Source organism: Kutzneria sp. NPDC052558 (genome assembly GCF_044547355.1).
GTDB lineage: Bacteria > Actinomycetota > Actinomycetes > Mycobacteriales > Pseudonocardiaceae > Kutzneria.
Map to the genome: position 1 here is coordinate 25297 of NZ_JBIUAG010000029.1, position 21869 is coordinate 47165.

23 protein-coding genes and 1 pseudogene are annotated in these 21869 nt (G+C 70.6%); 16 read left to right on the top strand and 8 right to left on the bottom strand.

Annotation, left to right across the window (positions count from 1 at the left end):
- Window positions 1-3 precede the first annotated feature (3 nt).
- Together ACIG5F_RS37615 and ACIG5F_RS37620 are read left to right on the top strand one after the other, a co-directional pair.
- Entirely contained in the window at window positions 4-1029 is a 1026-nt protein-coding gene (locus ACIG5F_RS37615) for a 2Fe-2S iron-sulfur cluster-binding protein (protein ID WP_396524787.1), read from the top strand.
- Window positions 1016-1681: a class I SAM-dependent methyltransferase gene (locus ACIG5F_RS37620; protein WP_396524788.1), complete on the top strand. Its 666-nt coding sequence runs from the start codon at window positions 1016-1018 to the stop codon at window positions 1679-1681. The genes ACIG5F_RS37615 and ACIG5F_RS37620 overlap by 14 nt, the downstream gene beginning before the upstream one ends.
- Here ACIG5F_RS37620 and ACIG5F_RS37625 read toward each other — a convergent pair.
- Genes ACIG5F_RS37625 through ACIG5F_RS37635 form a run of 3 tightly spaced genes read right to left on the bottom strand, consistent with a single transcriptional unit; the run spans window position 1650 to window position 4691 of the window.
- On the bottom strand, window positions 1650-2744 hold the full coding sequence (locus tag ACIG5F_RS37625) for a prenyltransferase (RefSeq protein ID WP_396524789.1): 1095 nt from the start codon (window positions 2742-2744) through the stop codon (window positions 1650-1652). The genes ACIG5F_RS37620 and ACIG5F_RS37625 overlap by 32 nt on opposite strands.
- On the bottom strand, window positions 2731-3453 hold the full coding sequence (locus tag ACIG5F_RS37630) for a class I SAM-dependent methyltransferase (protein WP_396524790.1): 723 nt from the start codon (window positions 3451-3453) through the stop codon (window positions 2731-2733). Before ACIG5F_RS37630 ends, ACIG5F_RS37625 begins: the two co-directional genes overlap by 14 nt.
- Entirely contained in the window at window positions 3447-4691 is a 1245-nt protein-coding gene (locus tag ACIG5F_RS37635; protein ID WP_396524792.1) for a glycosyltransferase family 4 protein, read from the bottom strand. Before ACIG5F_RS37635 ends, ACIG5F_RS37630 begins: the two co-directional genes overlap by 7 nt.
- Window positions 4692-4760: 69 nt before the next feature.
- Between ACIG5F_RS37635 and ACIG5F_RS37640 the strand changes: the two genes are divergently transcribed.
- From ACIG5F_RS37640 to ACIG5F_RS37695, 12 genes and pseudogenes are all read left to right on the top strand, one after another.
- Window positions 4761-5342 (top strand): TetR/AcrR family transcriptional regulator, encoded by a 582-nt coding sequence (locus ACIG5F_RS37640; RefSeq protein ID WP_396524793.1) that lies wholly within the window; start codon window positions 4761-4763, stop codon window positions 5340-5342.
- 44 nt (window positions 5343-5386) lie between these two features.
- The gene (locus tag ACIG5F_RS37645) at window positions 5387-6757 is read left to right on the top strand and encodes a cytochrome P450 (protein ID WP_396524794.1); all 1371 of its coding nucleotides are present in this window, start codon (window positions 5387-5389) and stop codon (window positions 6755-6757) included.
- Window positions 6758-6761: 4 nt separating this feature from the next.
- Window positions 6762-6974: a ferredoxin gene (locus ACIG5F_RS37650; protein ID WP_396524795.1), complete on the top strand. Its 213-nt coding sequence runs from the start codon at window positions 6762-6764 to the stop codon at window positions 6972-6974.
- Window positions 6971-7573 (top strand): nuclear transport factor 2 family protein, encoded by a 603-nt coding sequence (locus tag ACIG5F_RS37655; RefSeq protein WP_396524796.1) that lies wholly within the window; start codon window positions 6971-6973, stop codon window positions 7571-7573. Before ACIG5F_RS37650 ends, ACIG5F_RS37655 begins: the two co-directional genes overlap by 4 nt.
- On the top strand, window positions 7570-9039 hold the full coding sequence (locus ACIG5F_RS37660; RefSeq protein WP_396524797.1) for an aldehyde dehydrogenase: 1470 nt from the start codon (window positions 7570-7572) through the stop codon (window positions 9037-9039). Before ACIG5F_RS37655 ends, ACIG5F_RS37660 begins: the two co-directional genes overlap by 4 nt.
- A 12-nt stretch (window positions 9040-9051) precedes the next feature.
- Window positions 9052-9792 carry an SDR family oxidoreductase gene (locus tag ACIG5F_RS37665; protein ID WP_396524799.1) on the top strand — a complete coding sequence of 247 codons (741 nt, stop codon included), beginning with the start codon at window positions 9052-9054 and terminating at the stop codon, window positions 9790-9792.
- Window positions 9780-10625: an NAD(P)-dependent oxidoreductase gene (locus tag ACIG5F_RS37670; protein ID WP_396524800.1), complete on the top strand. Its 846-nt coding sequence runs from the start codon at window positions 9780-9782 to the stop codon at window positions 10623-10625. The genes ACIG5F_RS37665 and ACIG5F_RS37670 overlap by 13 nt, the downstream gene beginning before the upstream one ends.
- Entirely contained in the window at window positions 10622-11002 is a 381-nt protein-coding gene (locus ACIG5F_RS37675; protein WP_396524801.1) for a carboxymuconolactone decarboxylase family protein, read from the top strand. The genes ACIG5F_RS37670 and ACIG5F_RS37675 overlap by 4 nt, the downstream gene beginning before the upstream one ends.
- Window positions 10999-12447 carry an FAD-binding protein gene (locus tag ACIG5F_RS37680; RefSeq protein WP_396524802.1) on the top strand — a complete coding sequence of 483 codons (1449 nt, stop codon included), beginning with the start codon at window positions 10999-11001 and terminating at the stop codon, window positions 12445-12447. Before ACIG5F_RS37675 ends, ACIG5F_RS37680 begins: the two co-directional genes overlap by 4 nt.
- Window positions 12448-12492: 45 nt before the next feature.
- Entirely contained in the window at window positions 12493-13059 is a 567-nt protein-coding gene (locus tag ACIG5F_RS37685; RefSeq protein WP_396524803.1) for a TetR/AcrR family transcriptional regulator, read from the top strand.
- A gap of 431 nt (window positions 13060-13490) precedes the next feature.
- Window positions 13491-14462 carry a hypothetical protein gene (locus ACIG5F_RS37690; RefSeq protein WP_396524804.1) on the top strand — a complete coding sequence of 324 codons (972 nt, stop codon included), beginning with the start codon at window positions 13491-13493 and terminating at the stop codon, window positions 14460-14462.
- Between the two features lie 169 nt (window positions 14463-14631).
- Window positions 14632-14766 (top strand): annotated as a pseudogene (locus ACIG5F_RS37695) (cytochrome P450); the annotation flags it as partial.
- A 65-nt stretch (window positions 14767-14831) separates the two neighbouring features.
- Here ACIG5F_RS37695 and ACIG5F_RS37700 read toward each other — a convergent pair.
- Complete coding sequence (locus ACIG5F_RS37700; protein ID WP_396524805.1) at window positions 14832-15785, bottom strand: alpha/beta hydrolase; 954 nt, start codon at window positions 15783-15785, stop codon at window positions 14832-14834.
- A gap of 258 nt (window positions 15786-16043) precedes the next feature.
- Between ACIG5F_RS37700 and ACIG5F_RS37705 the strand changes: the two genes are divergently transcribed.
- The gene (locus ACIG5F_RS37705) at window positions 16044-16664 is read left to right on the top strand and encodes a TetR/AcrR family transcriptional regulator (protein ID WP_396524807.1); all 621 of its coding nucleotides are present in this window, start codon (window positions 16044-16046) and stop codon (window positions 16662-16664) included.
- A gap of 51 nt (window positions 16665-16715) precedes the next feature.
- The gene (locus tag ACIG5F_RS37710; RefSeq protein WP_396524808.1) at window positions 16716-17693 is read left to right on the top strand and encodes an aldo/keto reductase; all 978 of its coding nucleotides are present in this window, start codon (window positions 16716-16718) and stop codon (window positions 17691-17693) included.
- Between the two features lie 103 nt (window positions 17694-17796).
- Here ACIG5F_RS37710 and ACIG5F_RS37715 read toward each other — a convergent pair whose 3' ends face one another.
- From ACIG5F_RS37715 to ACIG5F_RS37730, 4 genes are read right to left on the bottom strand one after another with little or no spacing between them, the layout of a single operon-like run.
- The gene (locus tag ACIG5F_RS37715) at window positions 17797-18984 is read right to left on the bottom strand and encodes a DUF5624 domain-containing protein (RefSeq protein WP_396524809.1); all 1188 of its coding nucleotides are present in this window, start codon (window positions 18982-18984) and stop codon (window positions 17797-17799) included.
- A 16-nt stretch (window positions 18985-19000) separates the two neighbouring features.
- Window positions 19001-20107 (bottom strand): hypothetical protein, encoded by a 1107-nt coding sequence (locus tag ACIG5F_RS37720; protein ID WP_396524810.1) that lies wholly within the window; start codon window positions 20105-20107, stop codon window positions 19001-19003.
- A gap of 46 nt (window positions 20108-20153) precedes the next feature.
- Complete coding sequence (locus ACIG5F_RS37725; protein WP_396524811.1) at window positions 20154-21113, bottom strand: ABC transporter substrate-binding protein; 960 nt, start codon at window positions 21111-21113, stop codon at window positions 20154-20156.
- Window positions 21110-21556, bottom strand: coding sequence for a hypothetical protein (locus ACIG5F_RS37730; protein ID WP_396524812.1), 447 nt, complete (start codon window positions 21554-21556; stop codon window positions 21110-21112). Before ACIG5F_RS37730 ends, ACIG5F_RS37725 begins: the two co-directional genes overlap by 4 nt.
- Window positions 21557-21869 lie beyond the last annotated feature (313 nt).

The following is a 21869-nucleotide window of genomic DNA, read 5'->3' on the forward strand; positions in this document are numbered from 1 at the left end:
TTCATGGGCCTCGTGAAGGAGTGCCACCGGCTCCGGGTCGCCGAGGTGGTCGCCGAGACCGCGGACGCCGTCTCCCTGGTGTTCGAGCTGACGGCCCGGCAGCGGGAGCGGTTCGCCTACCGGCCGGGCCAGTTCCTGACGCTGCGGCTGCCCACCGCGGCCGGCCCGGTCGCCCGCTGCTACTCGCTGGCCAGCTCGCCGGACACCGACCCGCTGCCCAAGGTCACCGTCAAACGGGTCCCCGGCGGGGCGGCGTCGAACTGGATCTGCGACAACGTCCGCCCCGGCGTCGAACTGGACGTGCTCGAACCGTCCGGCACGTTCACGCCCGGCTCGCTGGACGACGACCTGCTGCTCGTCGCCGGCGGCAGCGGCGTCACCCCGGTCATGTCCATCGCCAAGTCGGTGCTCGCGGCGGGCGCCGGCGCCATCGTGTTCTGCTACGCCAACCGCGACGAGCAGGCGGTGATCTTCCGCGACGAGCTGCGCGAGCTGGCTGCCGGGCACGCGGACCGGCTCGTGCTGCTGCACTGGCTGGAATCGCTCCAGGGCGTCCCGACGCCGGACGGCCTGACCGCGCTGGTGCGTGGGCGGCGGTTCGCCGAGGCGTTCGTCTGCGGCCCCACTCCGTTCATGGACATCGTCCGGACGGTGCTGCGCGACCTCGGCCTGCCGCGGTCCCGGCTCCACGTCGAACGGTTCACCTCCCTGGCCGGCGATCCGTTCCAGAGCGCGATCGCGGCCCAGGGATCACGCCGGACGGCGGCGTTGACCGTCGAGATCGGCGGCGGTCGGCGCGAGCTCGCGTGGCCGGTCGACACCCCGTTGCTCGACGTGCTCGCCGCGAACGGGGTGAGCGCGCCGGCGTCCTGCGGCGAGGGAGTGTGCGCTTCCTGTGAATGCCGTGTCGTGCGAGGAGAAGTACGTATGATCAACAACCAGGCGCTCGCCGACGAGGACATCGCCGACGGCTACGCGCTGGCCTGCCAGGCCCTGCCGGTGACGGAGACCGTCCATGTCGCTTTCTGACACGCAGATCCCGGTCGAGCTGATGGCCAGGGCGGTCGCGGCGAGCGGCTTCATGCCGGTCCACGAGGGGCTGGCGCTCTACGCGGCGGTCCGGGACCACGTCGGCGCCGGGCTGGTCGTGGAGATCGGCAGCTACTGCGGCAAGTCCACGATCTTCCTCGCCGCGGCGGCCCGGCTGACCGGGGCCACGATCGTCACGGTGGACCACCACCGTGGCTCGGAGGAGCACCAGCCCGGCTGGCAGTACCACGATCCGTCGCTGGTCGAGCCGCTGTCCGGCCGGCTGGACACGCTGTTCCGGTTCCGGCGGACGATCGCCGAGGCCGGGCTGGAGGAGCAGGTCGTGGCGGTGGTCGGCCGATCGGCCGCCGTCGCGTCGTTCTGGCGGAGTCCGCTGACCATGCTGTTCGTCGACGGCGGCCACACCGACGATGCCGCGCGGGCCGACTACGAGGGCTGGGCGCCGTGGCTGGTCGCCGGCGGCGTGCTGGCCATCCACGACGTCTTCGAGGACCCGAGGGACGGTGGCCAGGCGCCGTACCGAATCTTCCGGCGGGCGGTCGACGGGGGAGAGTTCGAGCAGTTCCGGCGGGTCGGCTCGCTGCGACTGCTCCGCCGGGTCAGCGGTCGCCTCGGGGCGCCAGCCCGCTGAGCCGGCAGCCGCACACGCTGTCGTCCACCGGCAGACCGGTCGGGAGCCCCTCGGCGCGGAAGATGCCGCTCCCGTCGGTGGTCCGGGACAGGGCGTCCGCCGCCAGCACCACCGCGGCGGCGGTCCATGTCGTCCGTTCGACCGGCCACCGCTTGCCGTCCGAGAACACCAGTCCGGTCCAATAGGACCCGTCGCGCTCGCGGAGGTGCTGCATCGCCGCGAAAAGCTCGCGCGCGGCGCGCTGCTCGCCGAGCGCGTCAAGCGCCAGCACAAGTTCGCAGGTTTCGGCGCCAGTGGCCCAGGGCTGGTCGTTGACGCAGCGCACGCCGATGCCGCCGACCACGAACTCCCGCCAGCCGCGAGCAATCCTCATGCGGCCGGCCCGGCCGCGCAGCACGCCCCCGAGCACCGGGTAGTACCAGTCCATCGAGTACCGGGACTTCGGCTGGAACGCCTCGGGATGGACCTCGACGACGTGGGCGAGCCGCCCCAGGCCGACCTCCCAGTCCGGCTGCTGCTCGCCGACGACCTCGGACAGCGCCAACGCGCAGCGCAGGCTGTGGTGGATGCTGGCGCAGCCGGTCAGCAGCGCCGCCGGCACGGCGGAACCGTCGGCCGCGCGGGCCCAGTGGACCTCGCCGCGGGGCGTCTGGAGATCGAGCACGAAGTCGATCGCCTTGCGCACCACCGGCCACATCCCGGCCGCGAACGCGGTGTCGCCGGTGACCGTGTAGTGGTGCCAGACGCCGACGGCCAGGTAGGCGCAGAAGTTGCTGTCCGCGGCGGCGTCCTCGACCCGGCCGTCGGTGATCTTCATCGGCCACGACCCGTCGGCCCGCTGGCTGCGCCGCGACCAGTCGTAGGCCGCCTCGGCCTCGGCGATCAGCCCGGTCGCGGACAGCGCCATCGCGGCCTCGACGTGATCCCACGGATCGGTGTGGCCGCCGTCGAACCAGGCAATCGCGCCGGAGGACTCCTGGGCCCGTGCGATGGCACGCCCGGTGCGGAGCACGTCGGCGGCGGACAGCACGCCCGGCACGGCGGGAACGTCACGCCGCGCCATCGACCACCGCCGGCTTGCGCAGGTACAGGACGACGCTCTTGCCGATCAACGGATCGAGCAGCCGCTCGGTGACGCGGGTCGGCCACGGCCGCCGCATCAGGTCCCACACCAGGAGCCGGTGATAGGCGCGCACCAAAGGGTTTTTGTCCTTGGCGACGCATTTGAGCCACCAGTACGGGGCGTGCAGGGCGTGCGCGTGGTGGCGGTGCGCCAGCCGCAGCCCGGTGTCGCTGAGCTTGGCCACGAGTTCGTCGGCGCGGTAGATCCGGACGTGGCCGCCCTCCACCTCGTGATAGGCGTCCGAGAGTGCCCAGCAGATCCGCTCCGGCAGCCAACGCGGCACGGAGACCGCCACGATGCCGCCCGGCTTCACCACTCGGGCCAGCTCCCACATCGCCTTCTCGTCCTCGACGATGTGCTCCAGCACCTCGGCGGCGATGACGCAGTCGAAGGTGGCGTCCGGAAAGTCGAGAGCCAACGCGTCGCCGACCACCGTGGTCGCCCGGGCGCCCGGGGGAGCCTCGCCGGCCTCAGCCATCGCGGCGAACATGGCCGCCACGCCGTCGAGTTCCGCCGCGCTCTGGTCCAGGGCGACGACGTCGCCGCCGCGCCGGTACGCCTCGAACGCGTGCCGGCCCGCGCCGCAGCCGACGTCGAGCACGCGGCAGCCCGGCCGGACACCGAGCCGGTCGAAGTCCATCGTCAGCATCGCGGCTTGCCTCCCGTTCGCTCGATGGCGGCGGCGTATCGCTCGGCCGTCGCCGCGGCCACCGAGGTCCAGCTGTACTTGCGCAGCGCGCGACGGCGGCCGGCCTCGCCCATGCGGGCCCGGCGGACCGGGTCGTCGAGCAGCGCCGCGAGGCTGCGCGCGAGCGCCTCGGCGTCGCCCGGCGGGACGAGGACCGCGCATTTGGCGTCCGGGCCGACCACCTCGGGCAGCGCGCCGGCCCGGCTCGCCACCAGCGGGGTCCCGCAGGCCATCGCCTCCACCGCGGGAAGCGAGAATCCCTCGTACAGCGAGGGCACGCACGCCACCTCGGCCGAGGCCAGCAAGGCGGCCAGCTCGCCGTCGGAGATGCCGCTGACCGTGCGGACGACGTCCTCGATGGACAGTTCCGAGATCAGCCGGCGGCTCGGCCCGCCGTCGGCGAGCCGGGCGACCAGGACCAGTTCGATCTCGCGCTCGGTGCGCAGCTTCGCCACGGCCTCCAGCAGATGCCTTACGCCCTTGACCGTCGAGTCGGCACTCGCGACCGCGACGATGCGGCCCGGCGCCCGCGGTGATCTCGGCGGCGTGAACACCGCGGTGTCCACGCCGAGCGGCACCACCTGGATGCGGTCGGCCGGGACGTGGAAGTCGGCGGCGATGTCGGCGGCCGATGCCCGCGACACGGTGAGCAACTCGGGCAGGCGACGAGCGACCCTCGCCTGCATGCGGGCGAAGCCGTACCACCGGCGCAGGGTCAGCCGGCGGGACCCGGTCGCCGCGGCGAGCTCCGTGGCCCGATCCCGCGTGATGGGGTGGTGGACCGTGGCCACGAGCGGAAAACCGGCACGGGACAAGGAAAGCAGGCCGTAGCCGAGGCACTGGTTGTCGTGCACGACGTCGAACTCCCCGCGGCGGGCACGCAGCAGCTTGGCGACCCGGAGGCTGAACGTCAGCGGTTCGGGGAAGCCGGCCGTCCACATGGTGGCGACCTCGATCAGGTCGACGACGCCGCGCAGCTCGCCGAGGCTCGGCGTGCGGAACGGATCGGGTTCGCGGTACAGGTCGAGGCTGGGCGCCTTGGTCAGGCCGACACCGGGATCGAGCACCGGGTACGGCTGCCCGGAGAACACCTCGACCTGGTGGCCGAGCTCGGTCAGGCCGTGGCTGAGGCGCCGGACGTAGACGCCCTGCCCGCCGCAGTGCGGCTCACTTCGGTAGGACAGGAGCGCTACTCGCACTGGTCCCTCCGGGCTCTCGGGTTGCGCGAACGGCAATGTAACACCATCATTGGACAAGTGTCTAGAAACATGTCCGACCAGGTTGGCGACGAGCGCGCGGTCGAGTCCACCCGGCGGCGGCTGACCAAGCGCCAGGCCGACACGGTTCGCGGCCTCACCGATGTCGCGGTCGAGGAGCTGCGTGAGGTCGGCTACGCCGGTCTCACGATCCGTGGCGTCGCCGCGCGCCAGGGCGTCGCGCCGGCGACCGTGTACGCCTACTTCTCCTCGAAGAACCACCTTGTCACGGAGATCTTCTGGCGCCGGTTGCGGGAGCTGCCGGAGACGGCCACGGCGGGGTCGCCGGTGGAGCGCGTGGTGCGCGCGCTGCGGGACATCGCGTCGCTGGTGTCGGCGGAGCCGGAGCTGGCGGCGGCCTGCACGGCCGCGATGCTCGGCGACGATCCCGATGTCCGGTATCTGCGTGAGCGCATCGGGTTGGAGTGGCGCCGCCGGCTGGGCGCCGCGCTCGGCTCGGCGGCGCGGCCGGAAGTGTTGCCGGCGCTGGAGATCTCGCTCGGCGGCGCGCTGCTGCACGCCGGCCTCGGCTACGGCTCGTACGACCGGATGGCCGACCTGCTGGAATCCTCGGCCCGGCTCATCGTGCGCTGACATCGTCCTTGTCAGTGCCGCCCGGACGGTTCTATGGTGGACACATGTCCAGTCGGATGTCAGGAGAGATTCCCGAGGTGTCCCGGGCCCATCCCGACGACCCGCACGGCCATCTGCGGGAGCTGCGCACCGACCCGATCGCGCTGCTGCACCGGGTGCGGGCCGAGTGCGGCGACATCGGCCGGTTCCGGCTCGCCGACCGGGAAGTGGCCCTGGTCAGCGGGTCCCGGCTGAACGAGGCGTTCTTCCGCGCCCCGGACGAGGTGCTCGACCAGGGCGAGGCGTACCCGTTCATGACCCCGGTGTTCGGCAAGGGCGTCATCTTCGACGCGACGCCGCAGCGGCGGCGGGAGATGCTGAAGAGCTCGGCCCTGCGCGGCGAGCAGATGCGCGGCCACGCCGCCACCATCGAGGCCGAGGTCGACCGGATGGTCGCGGACTGGGGCGAGGCGGGCGAGATCGACCTGCTCGACTGGTTCGCCGAGCTGACGATCTACACCACGTCCGCGTGCCTGATCGGCAAGTCCTTCCGCGAGGAGCTGGACTCCCGGTTCGCCCATCTCTACCACGACCTCGAACGCGGCACCGACGCACTGGCCTTTGTGGACCCCTACGCCGAGATCGACAGCTTCCGCCGGCGCGACCAGGCGCGGCGGGAACTCGTCGACCTGGTGCAGGACATCATGAATCGGCGCGAGGCCCGCGGCGCGGCGCCCCGCGACGAGCGCGACCTGCTCGACGTGCTGATGTCGCTGCGCGGCGAGGACGGCGAACCGCAGTTCTCCGCCGACCAGATCACCGGCATGTTCATCTCGATGATGTTCGCCGGGCACCACACCAGCTCCGGCACCGCCGCCTGGGCGTTGATCGAGCTGATGCGCCACCCCGACGTGCTGCGCGAGGTCGTCGCCGAGCTCGACACGCTCTACGCCGACGGCTCCTCGGTGTCCTTCCAGGCCCTGCGGTCGATCCCGGCGCTGGAGTCGGCGCTCAAGGAGACGCTGCGGCTGCATCCGCCGCTGATCCTGCTGCTGCGGGTGGTCAAGGAGGACATCCGGTTCGACGAGTTCGTGATCCCGGCCGGGATGATGGTCGGCGCGACGCCCCGGGTGTCCAACCGCGTCGCCGAGGACTTCCCGAACCCGGAGAGCTTCGACCCGGGCCGGTACCTCGATCCCCGCCAGGAGGACCTGGTCAACCGGTGGACGTGGATCCCGTTCGGCGCGGGGCGGCACCGCTGCGTCGGCTCGGCGTTCGCGATGATGCAGCTCAAGGCGATCTTCTCGGTGTTGTTGCGGGACTTCGAGTTCAGCATGGCGCAGCCGCCGGAGTCCTATCGGGACGACTGCTCGAAGATGGTCATCCAGCTCGAACGGCCGTGCCGCGCCCGCTACCGCCGACGGCCGGGGCGGTGACCCGATGCGGGTGACGGCCGATCTCGACCTGTGCCAGGGCCACGCCATGTGTGTGGTGGAGGCGCCCGATGTCTTCGCCTACGACAAGGCCGAGAACAAGGTGCGGGTCCTCGACGAGCGACCCGACGAGTCCCGGCGCGCAGCCGTGCTCGACGCCGTGAGGTACTGCCCGACCGGGGCGCTCTCGCTCGACGACGGAACGGAGAACACCGCATGAACCCGCCGACCCGCGCCGTGCTCGCGGGGTTCTGGGCCTCCTGGCTGGATGCCAACCGGGAGGCCGAGCGGACGCGGAACTGGGCCCCGCTCGCCGACTTCTACGCCGAGGACGCCACGTACGGCTGGATGTACAGCCCGGACGAGCACTTCATGGCCGTCGGCCGCGAGGAGATCCGCCGCCACGCGCTCGTCGCCGAGATGGCCGGCATGGAAGGCTGGCACTACGACTACATGGCCACCGTCATCGACGAGGCCACCAGCATGATCGTCGGCTTCTGGAAGCAGCGCAGCGGCGTTCCCGACGATGCCGGCGGCGAGTACGAGGTGCTGGGCATCGGCGGCAGCTGGTTCGGCGTCGGCCTCGACGCGGCCGGCGGGCTCAGCATCAGCTGGCAGCGCGACTGGTTCGACTTCGGCTCGACCGCGCACACGTTCATGGAGATCGCCGGCTCCGGCCGGGCGCCGCGGGGCCTGCTGGACCGGATGGCCCTCGACGGCCGCAAGCAGCCAGGGCACTACCGCCGCAAGGACCTGCCGTCGACCGTCTGGCCGCCGCCGGTCGAGGAAGGCCGCTACGTCATCCGGGAGGACCAGTGACCGTGCCGCCCGCCAAGCTGCTCGTCGACGGCAAGCTCTGCGCCGCGAGCGACGGTTCGGCCTTCCCGATCCTCAATCCCGCCACTGGCAAGGAAATCGGCCGTGCCCCGGACGCGACGGCCGGCGACGTGGACGCCGCGATCGCCGCCGCCCGCCGGGCCTTCGACGAGACCGACTGGCCGAACGACCACGCGTTTCGCGTCCACTGCCTGCGCCAGCTGCACCGGGCGCTGGTCGAGCACGGCCCGGCGATGCGCGAGCTGACCACCGCGGAGGCTGGCGCGCCGGCGTTCCTCACCACCGGACCGCAGTACGACATGCCGGTCGACACGCTGCGGTGGACCACGGATCTGGCCGAGTCCTACGCGTGGGAGACCGATCTCGGCTTCGCCGAGCCGATGGGAATCCGCACGCTGCGCACGATCCGGCGCGAGCCCGTCGGCGTGGTCGCCGCGATCACCCCGTGGAACTTCCCGAACCAGATGAACCTGACCAAGCTCGGGGCCGCGCTGGCCGCCGGCAACACGGTGGTGCTCAAGCCCGCGCCGGACACTCCGTGGGTCGCCTGCGAGCTGGGCCGGCTGATCGCCGAGCACACCGACATCCCGCCGGGCGTGGTCAACGTCGTGTCCCCGCGCGACAACGCGGTTGCCGCGCTGCTGACCACCGACCCCCGGGTGGACCTGGTGTCGTTCACCGGATCCACCGCCACCGGCCGCATGATCATGGCCGCGGCCGCGCCGACGTTGAAGAAGGTTTTCCTTGAGCTGGGTGGGAAATCCGCGGCGGTCGTGCTCGACGACGCCGATCTGGCCGCCGCCGTCGGGATGACCGCCTTCGGCGTCTGCGTGCACGCGGGCCAGGGCTGCGCGCTGTCCACCCGGCTGGTCGTGCCCCGCGCTCGCTACGACGACGCGGTGCAGATCGCCGCGTCCACCATGGCCGGGATCGGCTGCGGCGACCCGAGCGACGCCGGCACGATCTGCGGCCCGGTCGTCTCGGCGGCGCAGCGCGACCGGGTCAAGTCCTATTTGGACATCGCGGTGGCCGAGGGCGGGCGGTTCGCCACGGGCGGCGACGTCGACCGCAAGGACGGCGAGCTCGCCGGCGGGTTCTGGATCCGGCCCACGGTGATCGCCGGCCTCGACAACACGGCGCGGGTGGCCCGCGAGGAGATCTTCGGCCCGGTGCTGGTGGTCATCCCGCACGACGGGGACGACGACGCCGTCCGGATCGCCAACGACTCGCCGTACGGCCTGTCCGGCGCGGTGAACTCGGGCTCGCCGGAGCGGGCGCGGGCGGTGGCGGCGCGGATCCGCACCGGGACGCTGTCGGTCAACGGCGGCGTCTGGTTCGGCGCGGACGCCCCGTTCGGCGGCTACAAGCAGTCCGGCATCGGCCGCGAGATGGGCGTCGCGGGGTTCGAGGAGTACCTGGAGACCAAGCTGGTGGCCGAGGCCGCCTGAAGCGGAGTGCGGATGCGGTTCGAGGGCAAGGTCGCCGTCGTCACCGGCGCGGCGCAGGGCATCGGCGAGGCGTACGCCCGGGGGCTGGCCGCGGAGGGCGCGGCGGTCGTGGTCGCCGATCTGAAGGACGGCCAGGCGGTGGCCGAGGCGATCACGGCGGCGGGCGGCGACGCGATGTTCGTCCGCTGCGACGTGTCGTCGGCCGAGTCGGCGGGTGCGCTGGCGGACGCGGTCGTCGACCGCTACGGCGGGATCGACCTGCTGGTCAACAATGCCGCGATCTACGGCGACATGGAGTTCGACCTGCTGCTCACCGTCGACTGGGACTACTACCGCCGGTTCATGGCGGTGAACATGGACGGCGCGCTGGTCATGACCCGGGCGGTGTACCCGTCCATGAAGCGGCGCGGCGGGGGAGCCATCGTCAACCAGAGCTCCACCGGCGCCTACCTGTACTCCGGCTTCTACGGCCTGGCCAAGTCGGGCGTCAACGGCCTCACCCTGCAACTGGCCCACGAGCTCGGCGGCATGGGCATCAGGGTCAACGCGATAGCCCCCGGCCCGACCGACACCGCGGCGACCCGGAAACAGGCCGGCGAGGCCGCCGCCGAGCTCGTGAAGGGCATGGCGATCAAGCGGCTGGGCCGGCCGGACGACATGGTCGGCGCCTGCCTGTACCTGTTGTCCGACCAGGCTTCCTGGGTGACCGGGCAGATCATCGCGGTGGACGGGGGACAGATATGCCGGCCGTGACGGGCTTTGTCGGGCTCGGCAACATCGGCCGGCCGATGGCGTCACGACTGGCCCGGGCCCGCGACGACCTGGTCGTGTTCGACGTCGCCGCCGAGCCGGTGGCCGAAATGGTCGGCGCGGGGGCCAAGGCCGCCGACAGTGTCTCCGAGCTCGCCGGCCTGGTCGACGTGCTGTGCGTGATGGTCCGTGATGACAACCAGGTGCGCGAGGTGGTCGGCGAGGCGCTGGGCGCGGCCCGCGACGGGCTCACCATCGCGATCCATTCCACGGTCGCCCCCGATACGCCCGCCGACCTGGCCGACACCGCGGCCCGGCACGGCGTCCGCATCGTCGACGCCCCGGTGAGCGGCGGCGCCATGGGCGCGGCGGACGGCACGCTGGCGATCATGGCCGGCGGCACGGCGGATGCCTTCGCGGCCTGCCGTCCGGTGTTGGCGGACATGGCCGGCCTGGTGGTGCACGCCGGCCCGATCGGCGCCGGCACCCGGATGAAACTGGCCCGCAACCTCCTGCACTTCGTGGCCTTCACGGCCGCGACCGAGGCGCAGCGGCTGGCCGAGGCGGCCGGACTCGACCTGGTCGCCCTCGGCGCCGTCGTCCGGCACACCGACGCGATCACCGGCGGACCGGGCGCGATCATGCACCGTGCGACCACCAGGCCGATCGACCGCGGCGACTTCTGGCACGGCGTGTTCGACCATGTGCGGACGCTGGGGGAGAAGGACCTGGCCTTCGCGATCGCCCTGGCCGACGAGCTCGGCGTGGACGTGCCGCTGGCGCGGCAGGCGATCGGCCGGCTCGCGGCCGGTCTCGGCCTGGAGGAGACCGGATGACCGACAAGTTCGACGACCTGCCCGCGATCCGTCGTGCGGGCCTGGAGCGGATGGAGCAGGTCTACGGCTTCGACATGGCGGACGCGCCCGGGGACTTCTTCCGCTACACCGCCGACCACCTGTTCGCCGACATCTGGAACCGGCCGGGCCTGACCGACCGGGACCGGCGGCTGCTGCTGATCGGCGCGCTTGCCGCCACCGGCGCGGCCGACGTGCTCGGCATTCAGGTGCCGGCGGCGCACGCCAACGGCGAGCTGTCGGCCGAGCAGCTCCGAGAGATCGTCATCTTCCTCAGCCACTACGCGGGTTGGCAGAACGGGGCGCGGTTGAACACGATCGTGGAGGACACCATCGCCAAGTCGCGGAAGCAGCGATGACGGCGCTGCCGGAGGTGTTCGACGCGGCGGTGCTCGCCGACGCCGAGTCGTACGACGTGGTCGTGGTGGGCTTCGGCATCGCCGGCGGGTGCGCCGCGCTGGAGGCGGCGCGGGCCGGCGCGCGGGTGCTGCTGCTCGAACGGGCGGCCGTGCACGGCGGCACCACCTGCATGGCCGGCGGCCACTTCTACCTCGGCGGCGGCACCGCCGTGCAGGAGGCGACCGGCCACCGCGATTCGCCGCAGGCGATGTACGACTTCCTCGTGTCCACCTCGCGCGACCCGGATCGAGCCAAGATCCGTGCCTACTGCGAGGGCTCGGTGGCGCACTTCGACTGGCTTGAGGCGCTCGGGTTCGCGTTCGAGCGGTCCTACTTCTCGGGCAAGGCCGTGATCCAGCCGGGCACCGAGGGCCTGATGTTCACCGGCAACGAGAAGGTGTGGCCGCACATCGCCGTCACACCGCCCGCGCCGCGCGGCCACAAGGTGCCGGTGCCGGGCGACACGCAGGGCGCCAAGCTGGTCATGGACCTGCTCCGGGACCGGGTCGAGGACATCGGGATCGAGGTCCGCTACGAGACCGGCGCCACCAACCTCGTCACCGACGGCGACGGCGCGGTGGTCGGCCTGGCGTGGCGGCGGTTCCAGACCACCGGCCTGGTGCGGGCCTCGGCGGTGGTGCTCGCGGCCGGCGGTTTCGTGATGAATCCCGAGATGGTCGCCGCGCACACCCCGGCCCTGGGCGCGAAGCTGTTCACCCTCGGCTCCACTCACGACGACGGCCTGGGCATCCGGCTGGGCGCGTCGGTCGGGGCCGCGCTCGAACGAATGGACGAGCCGTTCATCACCGCGCCGTTCTATCCGCCGTCCCTGCTGGTCAAGGGCCTGATCGTGAACAAGGACGGGCAGCGTTTCGTCGCCGAGGACAGCTACCACGCCCGCACCTCGTACCACGTGCTGCGGCAACGGGACTCGGCCGCGTATCTGGTCGTCGACAGCAACCATGCCGAACGCCCGGCCATGCCGCTGGTGCCCTTCATCGACGGCTGGGAGACGGTCGAGGAGATGGCCGCCGGGCTGGGCCTGCCCGTGGACGCCTTTCGGTCGACCCTGGACCGCTACAACGCCCACGCCGCACGCGGCGAGGACCCGGACTTCCACAAGCAGCCCGAATGGCTGGCGCCCCAGGACTCGGGGCCTTGGGCCGCCTACGACCTGAGTCTCGGCAAGGCCCTCTACGCGGGCTTCACCCTCGGCGGGATCAGCACCACAGTGGACGGACAGGCCCGCCGGGCCGACGGCTCGGCGGTGCGCGGCCTGTATGCGGCCGGGGCGTGCGCCTCCGGCATCGCCCAGGACGGCCAGGGCTACTGCTCGGGGCTCCAGCTCGGTGAGGGCTCGTTCTTCGGCCGGCGGGCGGGCCGGCACGCCGCCACCGGTGCATGAGTGTCTGGTCAGGTTTCCAGAGGGGTGTGTTGTTACGATCGACGCATGGAGCCGGTGCGTCGTATCGTGGACGGTCGTCGGGCGGACACCGTGCAGCGGTTGCTGGACGCGGCGCTGGAGGAGGTCCGCGAGGTCGACTACGGCGATCTCACGGTCCGCACGGTCGCCAAGCGGGCCGAGGTCTCGCCGGCCACCGCGTACACCTACTTCTCCTCGAAGGACCACCTGATCAGCTCGGTGGTGTGGCGGGAGATGCAGGACGTGCTCGGCTCGGTCGCCGAGGCCGCCTCGCTGGCGGAGATCGTCAACGGCATCACCACGTTCTTCGCCGAGGAGCCCGAGCTCAGCCGCGCCTGCACGACCGCGCTGCTGGCCGACGATCCGGAGGTCGCTCGCCTGCGGGACGAGATGACCGGCGTCGTCGTGCGGGCGTTCGCTCACGCGTTGGGCGAGGTCACGCGGACGACGATGGACGCGGTGTCGATGGCGTTCGTCGGCGGAATGGTGTTGGCGGGCCAGGGATACCTCGGCTTCGACGAGATCGCCGACCGCCTGACCGCCATCGTCGGCCAGCTCAGCCCGGCCCCGGCGAAGCGGACGCGCAAGCGCTGAGCCGAGACGTCGAGCGGGAGGTGCCGGATGTCGGCGAACCGGCCGCTGACCTCGCCGATCTCCCCGGTCCCGGTCCCGGTCGAGGCCAGGGCCTCCCGCGCATCGGGTGTTGTGACCGGCTGCCCGTGGCGATGTCGCCTGAACCGGAAAGCACTGCGGTCCAGCACGGCCTCACCCGATAGCGGATGCGCCGTTCCCTCTTCAGGGTGACCTCGACAGTCCGTGCAAGACACTCAACGCACAAACTGGTCTTCCATTCCCCCGTTCGATTGAGGGCCGGCTGCTCGGACTTCGAGTTGCGGATGGACCCTTCCCGCCCTAATCTGTCGCCGAACCATGAAATGAGGTAGCCCGTGGCTCACGCAGACGTCCGGATCGAGCAAGGCTCTGACAGTCACGAGAAGGCTCCCACCCCACCGTGGCGCGCGGCCATGAGCGGACTGGCGCTACCGGTCTTCTTCGTCGTCATGTTCTCCCTGTGCTATATCAGCGCGTTCCACAGTCCACAGCCGAACCATATGCCCGTCATTCTGGTCGGCTCGACCCAGGAAACGCAGGCGGTTGTGGCGAAGGTCGCGGCGTCGAACGGGGGCAAGTTCGATTTCACCGAAACCACGGACCCGAACATCGCGCAGTCCCAGGTCATGTCGCGGGAGGTTGTCGGGGCCATCGTGCTGGGCGACCAGGCGAAGACCTACGTCGCGACCGCGGGAGGGCCCACCGCCGCCACCGTGGTGCGCGGCCTGGCCGCCTCTCTCACTCCCCAGGGCACGACACCGGAGGTCGTGGACCTGCGCCCGTTGCCGGCCGGCGACCCGGGCGGCACCTCGCTGTTCTATTTCGTGATCATCTGCACGCTCGCCGGGTATCTCACGATCACCGTGCTCTCCCAAGCCGCACCCGGCCTGGGCATCGGCGGCACAATAGGATTTCTGGCGATCATGGCCGTTGTCGCCCCGGTGCTGGTGTACCTGATCGGAGGCGTCGGTTTCGGCGCCTACAGCGGCTCGGCCTCGGCCATCTGGTCGATGCTCGGCATCGGCGCGCTCTACGCTTTCCTCATCGGACTCGTCGCCATGGACTGCACTCTGCTGCTGGGCCCCGGCTCGATCTTCGCAATGTTGACGATATTCGTCTTCATCAACTTCCCGAGTTCCGGCGGCGCGATTCCGGCGTCGATGCTGCCGTCGTTCTGGGCGTTCTTCAACCATTTCTGGGCCGGGGCCAGCGCGGTGAACGCCGTTCGATCCGTGCTCTATTTCGACGGCAGCGGAGCGGGACAGGCGCTGCTGGTGCTGTGGGCATGGGCGGCGGCATGGCTGCTTCTCCTGGTCGCCCCGGTGGCGATGCGCGTCAAGCGGCGCCGAGCCGGCGCACTGGAGAATGCGGTCGCCCCGTTGTAGCCCACAGTCGACGACGCTCTCGATCGCACCGAACGCCCGCGTCCACGGCGTGCCGTTCGGTCAGGAACGGCACAACGCTCGCCCTCTCCGCGACCGATCGCCACTCCCGCTCATCGCTCGACCGTCGCCAGGCGCCGGCCTCCGCGCATCGCACTGCGAGGGGCGCGGCCTGTCCGACGTGCAGCTGGTGGCGACCGGGCAGGGCCTGTTGGTCGCGGGCCATGAGACGACGGCGAACATGATCGCCAAGATGACGGCCATGCTGCTGGCCGACCGCACCCGGTGGGAACGGCTGCTGGCCGATCGCTGGTGCGCTCGGCCGTGGAGGAAGCGTTCGCCCACTCGTGGCCATCGTGTCTCCAGGCGGATTCAGAAGCTCGTCAGCGCGCGCAGCCGGTCGGCCCGCGAGCGCAGCACGACGTCGGCATCGGCGGAGATGTGCTCGAACCCGTGTGGACAACCCGGATGCACGTGCAGCTCGACGGACGTGCCGGCGAGGGCGATGCGGCGGGCGTACTCGATCGACTCGTCGCGGAAGATGTCCAATTCCCCCACCTCCACATAGGTCGGTGGCAGGCCGGACAGGTCGCGGGCCCGCGCCGGGGCGGCGGCCGCGGCCACGTCCGGGCCACCGATCGCGGCGCCGAGCAGGGCGTGCCAGCCGGTGTGGTTGTCGTCGTAGGACCAGGCCGCGAACGGGGCCAGCGCCGGATCGGGCTCGGTGTTGCGGTCGTCCAGCATCGGGTAGACGAGGATCTGTCTGGCCACCGGCAGGCCACGGTCCCTGGCCAGCAGGACAGTCCCGGCGGCCAGTCCGCCGCCGCCGCTCTCGCCCATCACCGCGATCCGGGCGGGATCGACGCCCAGTTCGGCGGCGTGCTCGCTCAGCCAGGCCAGGCCGGCGTAGCCGTCCTCGACCGGCGCGGGGTGCGGGTCCTCCGGCGCGCGACGGTAGTCGACGGCGAGCAGCGGGACCCCGCTGTCACCCGCGTATGCGGCGATCAAGCGGTCATGCAGCGCCACCGTGCCCGCGATCATGCCGCCACCGTGCAGAAACACCGCCGCCGATCCGGCGCCCCCGCCTTCGGGCAGGTACCAGCGGGCCACCACCTCCACGCCGTCGTACGATCCGATCCGATACTCCGCCCGCGTGACGTCGGCCCGCTCGGGCAGGTTTGCGTCCATTGTGGACAATGTGTGCTCGATGTTGTCCCGCAAGGCCTTCCAGTCATCCCGGCGGGCCGGCTCGGGTCGAACCAGCCCGTCATGGGCCATCGCCGCCCGCACACTCGCCATCAGCTGCGCGTCATACGCGAAGGGCATGCGCTTCTCCTTATCCCGTAGCCGGACCTCACGCGTCGCCTTGAGGAGTTTCACGGTCTGCTCAGCGGCGTCCAGGTCGCGGTCGACAACGAGGACACGGGCGCCTTCGCGGGCGTAGGTCAGGCATGCCGCGCGCCCGGAGTCTGGCCGCCGCCCACGACGATCGCCACTCGGCCGGCCAGCTTGCCGCGCGAGGTGAGTGGCGTGCTCACGAATCCTCCATGGACGTCCTAATTTACGAAACGTATAGTAACGTATATGGGCGATTCGGAGTCAGAACCAGCACCGCGAGGTCGACCCCGCACCGCCGAGAAGGACCGCGCGATCCTCGCGGCGACCTGCGAACTGCTGCTGGCCCGCGGCTATGGGCGGCTGTCGATGGAGGCGGTGGCGGTGCACAGTGGCGTGGGCAAGCCGACCCTGTACCGACGCTGGCCGAGCAAGGCGGCCCTGGTGGCGGACGCGGTGGTGACGGGGTTGTCGGTCCGCGCAGCGCCAACCGCCGTCAGCACCCCCCTGGACACCGGCGACATCGCCCGCGACCTGCACGAGTGGGTGGACGCCTACACCAGCGTCACCATCGATCCACACAACGCCGCCCTGATCCAGGCCCTGATCGCCGCCTCCGCCGAGAACCCGACCGAGGCGGAGTCCCTCTACGGACACCTCACCTCTGCGCGACGCCAGGCCCTGGCCGGCCGCCTGGGCGCCGCCGTGGCCAAGGGTCAGGTCCGCGCGGACGCCGACCTCGACATGATTGCCCAGACACTGATCGGCTCGGTTGTCATGCAACTGCTCCACGGCCACGCCGACCGGGCACGTGAGCACGCGCATGGACTGTTGGACGTCGTCCTGCGCGGCCTGCGGCCGGACGGCTGAGACCTCTCAGTCGAACACCGCGTGGTTGATTGACGTGAGGAGTGAACCTTCATGGAGTACGTGAACGTGGGCCGAAGCGGGCTCACGGTTTCCCGGGTCATCCTGGGCTGCATGAGCTACGGCGCCCCGCAAGCCAACGGCGGCGGCTGGACGCTGGGGCTCGACGACGCTCGGCCGCTCTTCCGCGAGGCGATCGAGGCGGGCATCACCACCTTCGACACCGCCAACGCCTACGGCGGCGGCAGCAGTGAGGAGATCACCGGGAAGCTGCTCGGCGAGCTGGCCAAGCGGGACGAGGTGGTCATCGCGACCAAGGTGCACTTCGCGATGGGGCCTGGGCCCAACGGGGCCGGACTGTCCCGTGGCGCGATCATGACCCAGATCGACAACAGCCTGCGGCGGCTCGGCACCGACTACGTCGACCTCTACCAGATCCACCGGCACGACCCCAGGACGCCGATCGAGGAGACCATGCAGGCCCTGCACGATCTCGTCCGGGCCGGCAAGGTCCGCTACATCGGGGCCTCCTCGATGTGGACATGGCAGTTCGTCAAGGCTCAGTGCCTCGCGGATCTCCACGGGTGGACTCGGTTCGTCTCCATGCAGGACCAGTACAACCTGATCCAGCGCGAGGAGGAACGGGAGATGCACCCCTACTGCGTCGAGGAGAACATCGGCGTGTTGCCGTGGAGCCCACTCGCTCGCGGCAAGCTGAGCAGGGACTGGGAGGCGTCCACCGCGCGTGGCGACGTCGACACCCGGGCGCCTGTTCTGTACGGACAGGCGGTCGCCGCCGATCGGAAGGTCGCCGCCACAGTCGCTGAGGTCGCACAGGAGCGTGAGGTCTCGCGGGCGCAGGTCGCCCTGGCCTGGATGTTGCACAAACCGGCTGTCACCGCGCCGATCTTCGGCGCCACCAAACCTGGACACATCGCGGACGCGGTCGCGGCGACGCGGCTTTCGCTCAGTGACAAGGAGATCGAGCGCCTTGAGGCGGACTACGTGCCACACCGGCCGACCGGATTCTGACGTGGGGCATGTGGCCGGTCACTCGGACTGGTTGCCGACGTCCGCCGTGTCGCCGGCGCCCGGGTTCGCAGTGCGCTGAGTGACTCGTTGGCGATCGCGGCCCTCACGGCAGCTCCGGATACGTGATGCCGTCGACGCCGGGCACGACGATGGCGGTCGGGTCGTTGCCGTGGCGCACCAGTTGGTCGGCCATGTAGTCGGTGACGCCGCTGGCCAGCAGTTGGCGCGGGTCCTCGAGCGCGAGCCGCTGGCGGGCGATCATCACGGTCCAGTCGTGTGGGCCGGTGATCCGCGGCATTTCGGTGATCTGTGTGGTGTCCTTGGTCAGGTCGGGGCCGTAGACCGGTGGTGGCACGAAGCGTGGCGAGTCGGGGAACAGCACCGGGGCCAGTTCGACGGCGGCCATCACTCGGGCGATCGTCCAGCGCAGTGGCTGTTCGACGGCGGCGATCTCGTGGTTGTTGGCGCCGTTGGGGTCGGGGAACGCGGGGGCGTGGGGGGCGATGAAGATGCGTTCGTCGGCCAGTCGGCCGCGTGAGGCGATGCGCAGGATTCGGCCCAGGCTGTTGGAGCCGAGTGTGACTCCGGAGGTGGGTCGGCCCTGGCGGCCGACCAGCATCAGGATGACGTGTTCCCAGTCCAGGCCGACCGAGTCGAACCAGCGGATCATGCGGGCCGAATTGTTGGCGCCGACCAGCGCGAAGGTGCCGATGACGACTCGACCGAAGCCGATCGGCAGCTCGTCGGCGCCGCTGCCGGTCATCAGGTCGTCCCGCAGGGTCTCGGCGGAGAAGCACTCCGGGTCGGCGAGTCCTCGGCGCAGGTAGCGGGCCGTGACCGCGCAGCCGTAGTCCACCATCCGGAAGATCGATTCTTCCCGACCCCCGAACGCTTCGGCGTGGATGTCCTCGCGCCACAGGTCGACGGTGTTCGCGGCGCGGACGGCGTCGATGTCGGAGAGCAACCGAGCGGCATCCCGCAGCGCGACCTCCTGCCGGCCGAGTTCTTTCAGCCGGATCAGGCTGGCGATCGCCGGCGCGAGATGCGAGACGCCGGCGAGTTCCTTGAAGCCCAGGGTGGTGTGCCGGAACCCCTTGGTGATCGGCGGCGCGTCGTTGCCCGGGAACAGCCCGACATGGCGGTTGGTGACGGCCAGCAGCGGATGGCCGTAGTTGTCCTCGTACGAGGCCCGGCTCAGGTGGTCGCCGGTGCTGTCCCGCTCCGGCGCGCCGGGATTGGTGTAGGTCCGGAACAGCCTGACCATCTCGGCGCTCTCGTGCACTGCGGTCATGCCCCCTCCTTCTCAGTCACAGCCGGCCCGTCGGGTCGAATCGGTAGATCGTGGACTCGGAGGCGAAGCCGACCCGCGCGTTGAGGCCGCTGGAGGTGGCGACCCCGATGCCGCCGTCGGGCAGCGGGAAGTGGGTCACGTCGCAGGCGCCGCAGGTGTCGAACTCCTGCACCACCGCCAGCTTCCCGGCGACCAGGCGGTAGACCTGGGACTTCATCGGCGGATGCGGGTTCTGCGGCCCGCCGGCGATGAAGTTGACCCGCACCACGAACGTGCCCTGGTCGGTTTCGATCACGGTCAGCTCGCGGCCGCCCTCGCCGCCGTCGAGCACCTGGTGCTCGACGAACTTCCCGCCGTCCCACCGCAACAGCAGCGAGTCGTGCCTGATGTTGGCCACCGCGAGATAGGTGCCGGTGTCGTCGGTGAGCAACTCGTAGGCCCGGCCGCCCATCTCCACCAGATCCTGGTGGTGCACGAAGCGGTCGCCGGTCCAGCGGTAGAGCGCGCCCGGCCGCTGATGGTCGGCGTGCGCGAGGTAGGTGGCGCCGTCGATCTCGAAGGCCTGGAAGTTGTAGCCGCCGCGGGACGGGATGTCCTGGAACGGCTGGAACTTCTCGCCGTCCCAGCGGAACACGTGTGAGGGCACGTCCTGCTTGCCCGGCCGGTTCTGGGCCAGAGCGAGAAAGTGCTGGCCGTCGATGGTGAAGTGCCGCCACTGCTTGGCGCCGTAGCCCAGGATCATCTGGAACGGCTCGAAGTGGTCGTCCTCCCAGACGTAGATGGGCTGGCCCTGGTTGAAGTTGTAGGGCCCGCTGCCGCTGCGGATCGAGGCGATCGCGAGGAAGTGCCGGCCGTCGATGGTGAAGAACTCGGCGTCCTCGCCGCCGTTTCCGGGCAGCGTGCCGGAAAGCGCCCACTGGTCGCCCTCCCGCTTGAACAGCAGCACGTCCGTGTTGGACGTGCCCCCGTTCATCCCGGCGGGCGTTCCCGGCGCGTCATAGGCGAGTTGGCCCACGGCGATGTAGTCGTCACCGCCGACCTGGAACCAGCTCACGCACCGCGCGCCGGACGCGGGGACACGCTGGATCTCCTTCAGGTACTGGCCGTTCTGTGCTGCGGTCATGGAAGACAACCTCCGATGCGTTCTACTTCAGGGATTCGTGTGGTCGTCACTGAGGCGGTTGCCAGACGATGTCGGAGACGGCCACCTGCTTGGTGAGGTAGCCCTCTCGCTGGTAGAGGTCCAGGGTCTGCCGGACCGCGGTGCGGTCGACACCGTCGGCCGGGAAGCTGGGGAGCTCGCTGACCTTCACCGGTGTGTGCGACAGGGGAGTCTGCCCGGAGTACTGGGCGATCTCGTCCTGGTGCGAGGCGGCGTAGGCGTAGGCCTGGGTCACGCCCTGCATGAACCGTTGCGCCACATCGGAGTTGCCGGCCAGGAACGGCAGCGCCGCGACGAACGGCGAGGCCGGCGAGCCGCCGAGGTCCAGGTCGCCCTCCACGTAGTGCAGGACCTTGACCCGGCCGGTGGCCAGCGCCTGGCTGAGGAACGGCCCGTAGAGCCGGCCGGCGTCGGCCCGCCCGCTGGCCACCACGTCGGCGATCGACCCGGACGGGACCGAGACCAGTCGCATGGCCCGGTAGTCGCCGCCGAGTCCGGTGACGGCGAGTTGGTCGAGCGGGTCGCGGTCGGGGCTGGAGTTGGCGAAGGTGCGCATGCCTCGCATGTCGGCGGCGGTGCTGCCGCTGGCCACGACGATGGCCACCGACCGGTTCTGCCCGGTGTGCTCCTGTGCGGCGAGGCCGACCATTCTGATCGGCAGGTCGCTCTCGACGGCCGAGACCAATGGGCCGAAGCTCACCATGCCGAAATCGCTCTTCCCGCTGAGCAGGTCCGGCACCATCGTGCCCGCGTCGGTGTGCGGGGCCAGGGTGAGCTGGAGACCGAGCTTGCGGAACACACCCTGCTGCACAGCCAGGTACATCGGCGCCGACGTCGCCGCCGAAGGGCTGACGCCGACGGTGATGGTCCGCAAGCCGTCGGCGGTGGTCGTGAGGTTGTTGGACGAGCATCCAACGACCAGCGCCAGCGCGGCCACGGCGAGGGCTCCCCAGGTGCGCGCGGTCATGCTGCCTCCGCCTCTCGGGTGCGGACCGACTTCAGGACCTCGGTGCGCAGGGCGATCATGGCCGGGCCGGCGGTCGGCTGGTCGGCCGACGGGGGCAGGTTGGTCGTCTGGACATAGCTCACCGTTGAGCCCTCCCGTGCAATCCGCTGTGCCATCTGAGCGTCCTGCGCTGGATCGCCGATCGCGCCGACGAACTGTGACAGCGTGGGCAGGATGCTTCGGTTGAGCGTGATCGCGGCCAACTCTCGCCGGCCGAGCACGCGCATTACGAGGACTGCCCTGCGCGCCAGCAGGTTGCGGTCCCACCAGTTCGTCGTCGCGGTGTGCGGGCCAACCGCGAGTTCGGTGTTGTCCGTACTTGTCGGCACCGGCTTCACGTCCTTCCGGCCGGGCTGTCCAGACCTTGATGGCAGGCACGACATGCGAAAGGCGCATTCGTCCATTCGTGAGACCTGACGGCAGAGTGCCCGTGCGGTCGGCGATGTGCGACGGCGACTTTCGCTTGCCCGTGGCGCAACAGGGACTTCCGGCTCCCGCCGGCTCTCCTGCTCTCTCGTCACAACGTCCGTATATCGCGTGATTGTCGACGAGATTAGGCGACTATCTCTCCGGCAAGAATCCACTGTCAAGGTGGGGGCAGATCGCACAGTCTGGCCGATATGACAGTTCGTCATGCACAGTCGGCCTGGTCCTGCTTGACATTCGCGGCACGTCGGGTTCATCGTGGAGTCCTTGGTATTGTTCACAATCCCCTCC

What these genes read in the sequence shown, in the direction of transcription:
- ACIG5F_RS37630 (WP_396524790.1), bottom strand. Translation starts at nt 3,453, where the DNA reads ATGCTGACGATGGACTTCGACCGGCTCGGTGTCCGGCCGGGCTGCCGC.
- ACIG5F_RS37690 (WP_396524804.1), top strand. Translation starts at nt 13,491, where the DNA reads ATGAGCGGACTGGCGCTACCGGTCTTCTTCGTCGTCATGTTCTCCCTG.
- ACIG5F_RS37625 (WP_396524789.1), bottom strand. Translation starts at nt 2,744, where the DNA reads ATGGCGCGGCGTGACGTTCCCGCCGTGCCGGGCGTGCTGTCCGCCGCC.
- ACIG5F_RS37700 (WP_396524805.1), bottom strand. Translation starts at nt 15,785, where the DNA reads ATGCCCTTCGCGTATGACGCGCAGCTGATGGCGAGTGTGCGGGCGGCG.
- ACIG5F_RS37640 (WP_396524793.1), top strand. Translation starts at nt 4,761, where the DNA reads ATGTCCGACCAGGTTGGCGACGAGCGCGCGGTCGAGTCCACCCGGCGG.
- ACIG5F_RS37685 (WP_396524803.1), top strand. Translation starts at nt 12,493, where the DNA reads ATGGAGCCGGTGCGTCGTATCGTGGACGGTCGTCGGGCGGACACCGTG.
- ACIG5F_RS37680 (WP_396524802.1), top strand. Translation starts at nt 10,999, where the DNA reads ATGACGGCGCTGCCGGAGGTGTTCGACGCGGCGGTGCTCGCCGACGCC.
- ACIG5F_RS37705 (WP_396524807.1), top strand. Translation starts at nt 16,044, where the DNA reads ATGGGCGATTCGGAGTCAGAACCAGCACCGCGAGGTCGACCCCGCACC.
- ACIG5F_RS37715 (WP_396524809.1), bottom strand. Translation starts at nt 18,984, where the DNA reads ATGACCGCAGTGCACGAGAGCGCCGAGATGGTCAGGCTGTTCCGGACC.
- ACIG5F_RS37615 (WP_396524787.1), top strand. Translation starts at nt 4, where the DNA reads ATGGGCCTCGTGAAGGAGTGCCACCGGCTCCGGGTCGCCGAGGTGGTC.
- ACIG5F_RS37675 (WP_396524801.1), top strand. Translation starts at nt 10,622, where the DNA reads ATGACCGACAAGTTCGACGACCTGCCCGCGATCCGTCGTGCGGGCCTG.
- ACIG5F_RS37645 (WP_396524794.1), top strand. Translation starts at nt 5,387, where the DNA reads ATGTCCAGTCGGATGTCAGGAGAGATTCCCGAGGTGTCCCGGGCCCAT.
- ACIG5F_RS37720 (WP_396524810.1), bottom strand. Translation starts at nt 20,107, where the DNA reads ATGACCGCAGCACAGAACGGCCAGTACCTGAAGGAGATCCAGCGTGTC.
- ACIG5F_RS37620 (WP_396524788.1), top strand. Translation starts at nt 1,016, where the DNA reads ATGTCGCTTTCTGACACGCAGATCCCGGTCGAGCTGATGGCCAGGGCG.
- ACIG5F_RS37670 (WP_396524800.1), top strand. Translation starts at nt 9,780, where the DNA reads ATGCCGGCCGTGACGGGCTTTGTCGGGCTCGGCAACATCGGCCGGCCG.
- ACIG5F_RS37650 (WP_396524795.1), top strand. Translation starts at nt 6,762, where the DNA reads ATGCGGGTGACGGCCGATCTCGACCTGTGCCAGGGCCACGCCATGTGT.
- ACIG5F_RS37730 (WP_396524812.1), bottom strand. Translation starts at nt 21,556, where the DNA reads ATGGACGAATGCGCCTTTCGCATGTCGTGCCTGCCATCAAGGTCTGGA.
- ACIG5F_RS37710 (WP_396524808.1), top strand. Translation starts at nt 16,716, where the DNA reads ATGGAGTACGTGAACGTGGGCCGAAGCGGGCTCACGGTTTCCCGGGTC.
- ACIG5F_RS37665 (WP_396524799.1), top strand. Translation starts at nt 9,052, where the DNA reads ATGCGGTTCGAGGGCAAGGTCGCCGTCGTCACCGGCGCGGCGCAGGGC.
- ACIG5F_RS37655 (WP_396524796.1), top strand. Translation starts at nt 6,971, where the DNA reads ATGAACCCGCCGACCCGCGCCGTGCTCGCGGGGTTCTGGGCCTCCTGG.
- ACIG5F_RS37725 (WP_396524811.1), bottom strand. Translation starts at nt 21,113, where the DNA reads ATGACCGCGCGCACCTGGGGAGCCCTCGCCGTGGCCGCGCTGGCGCTG.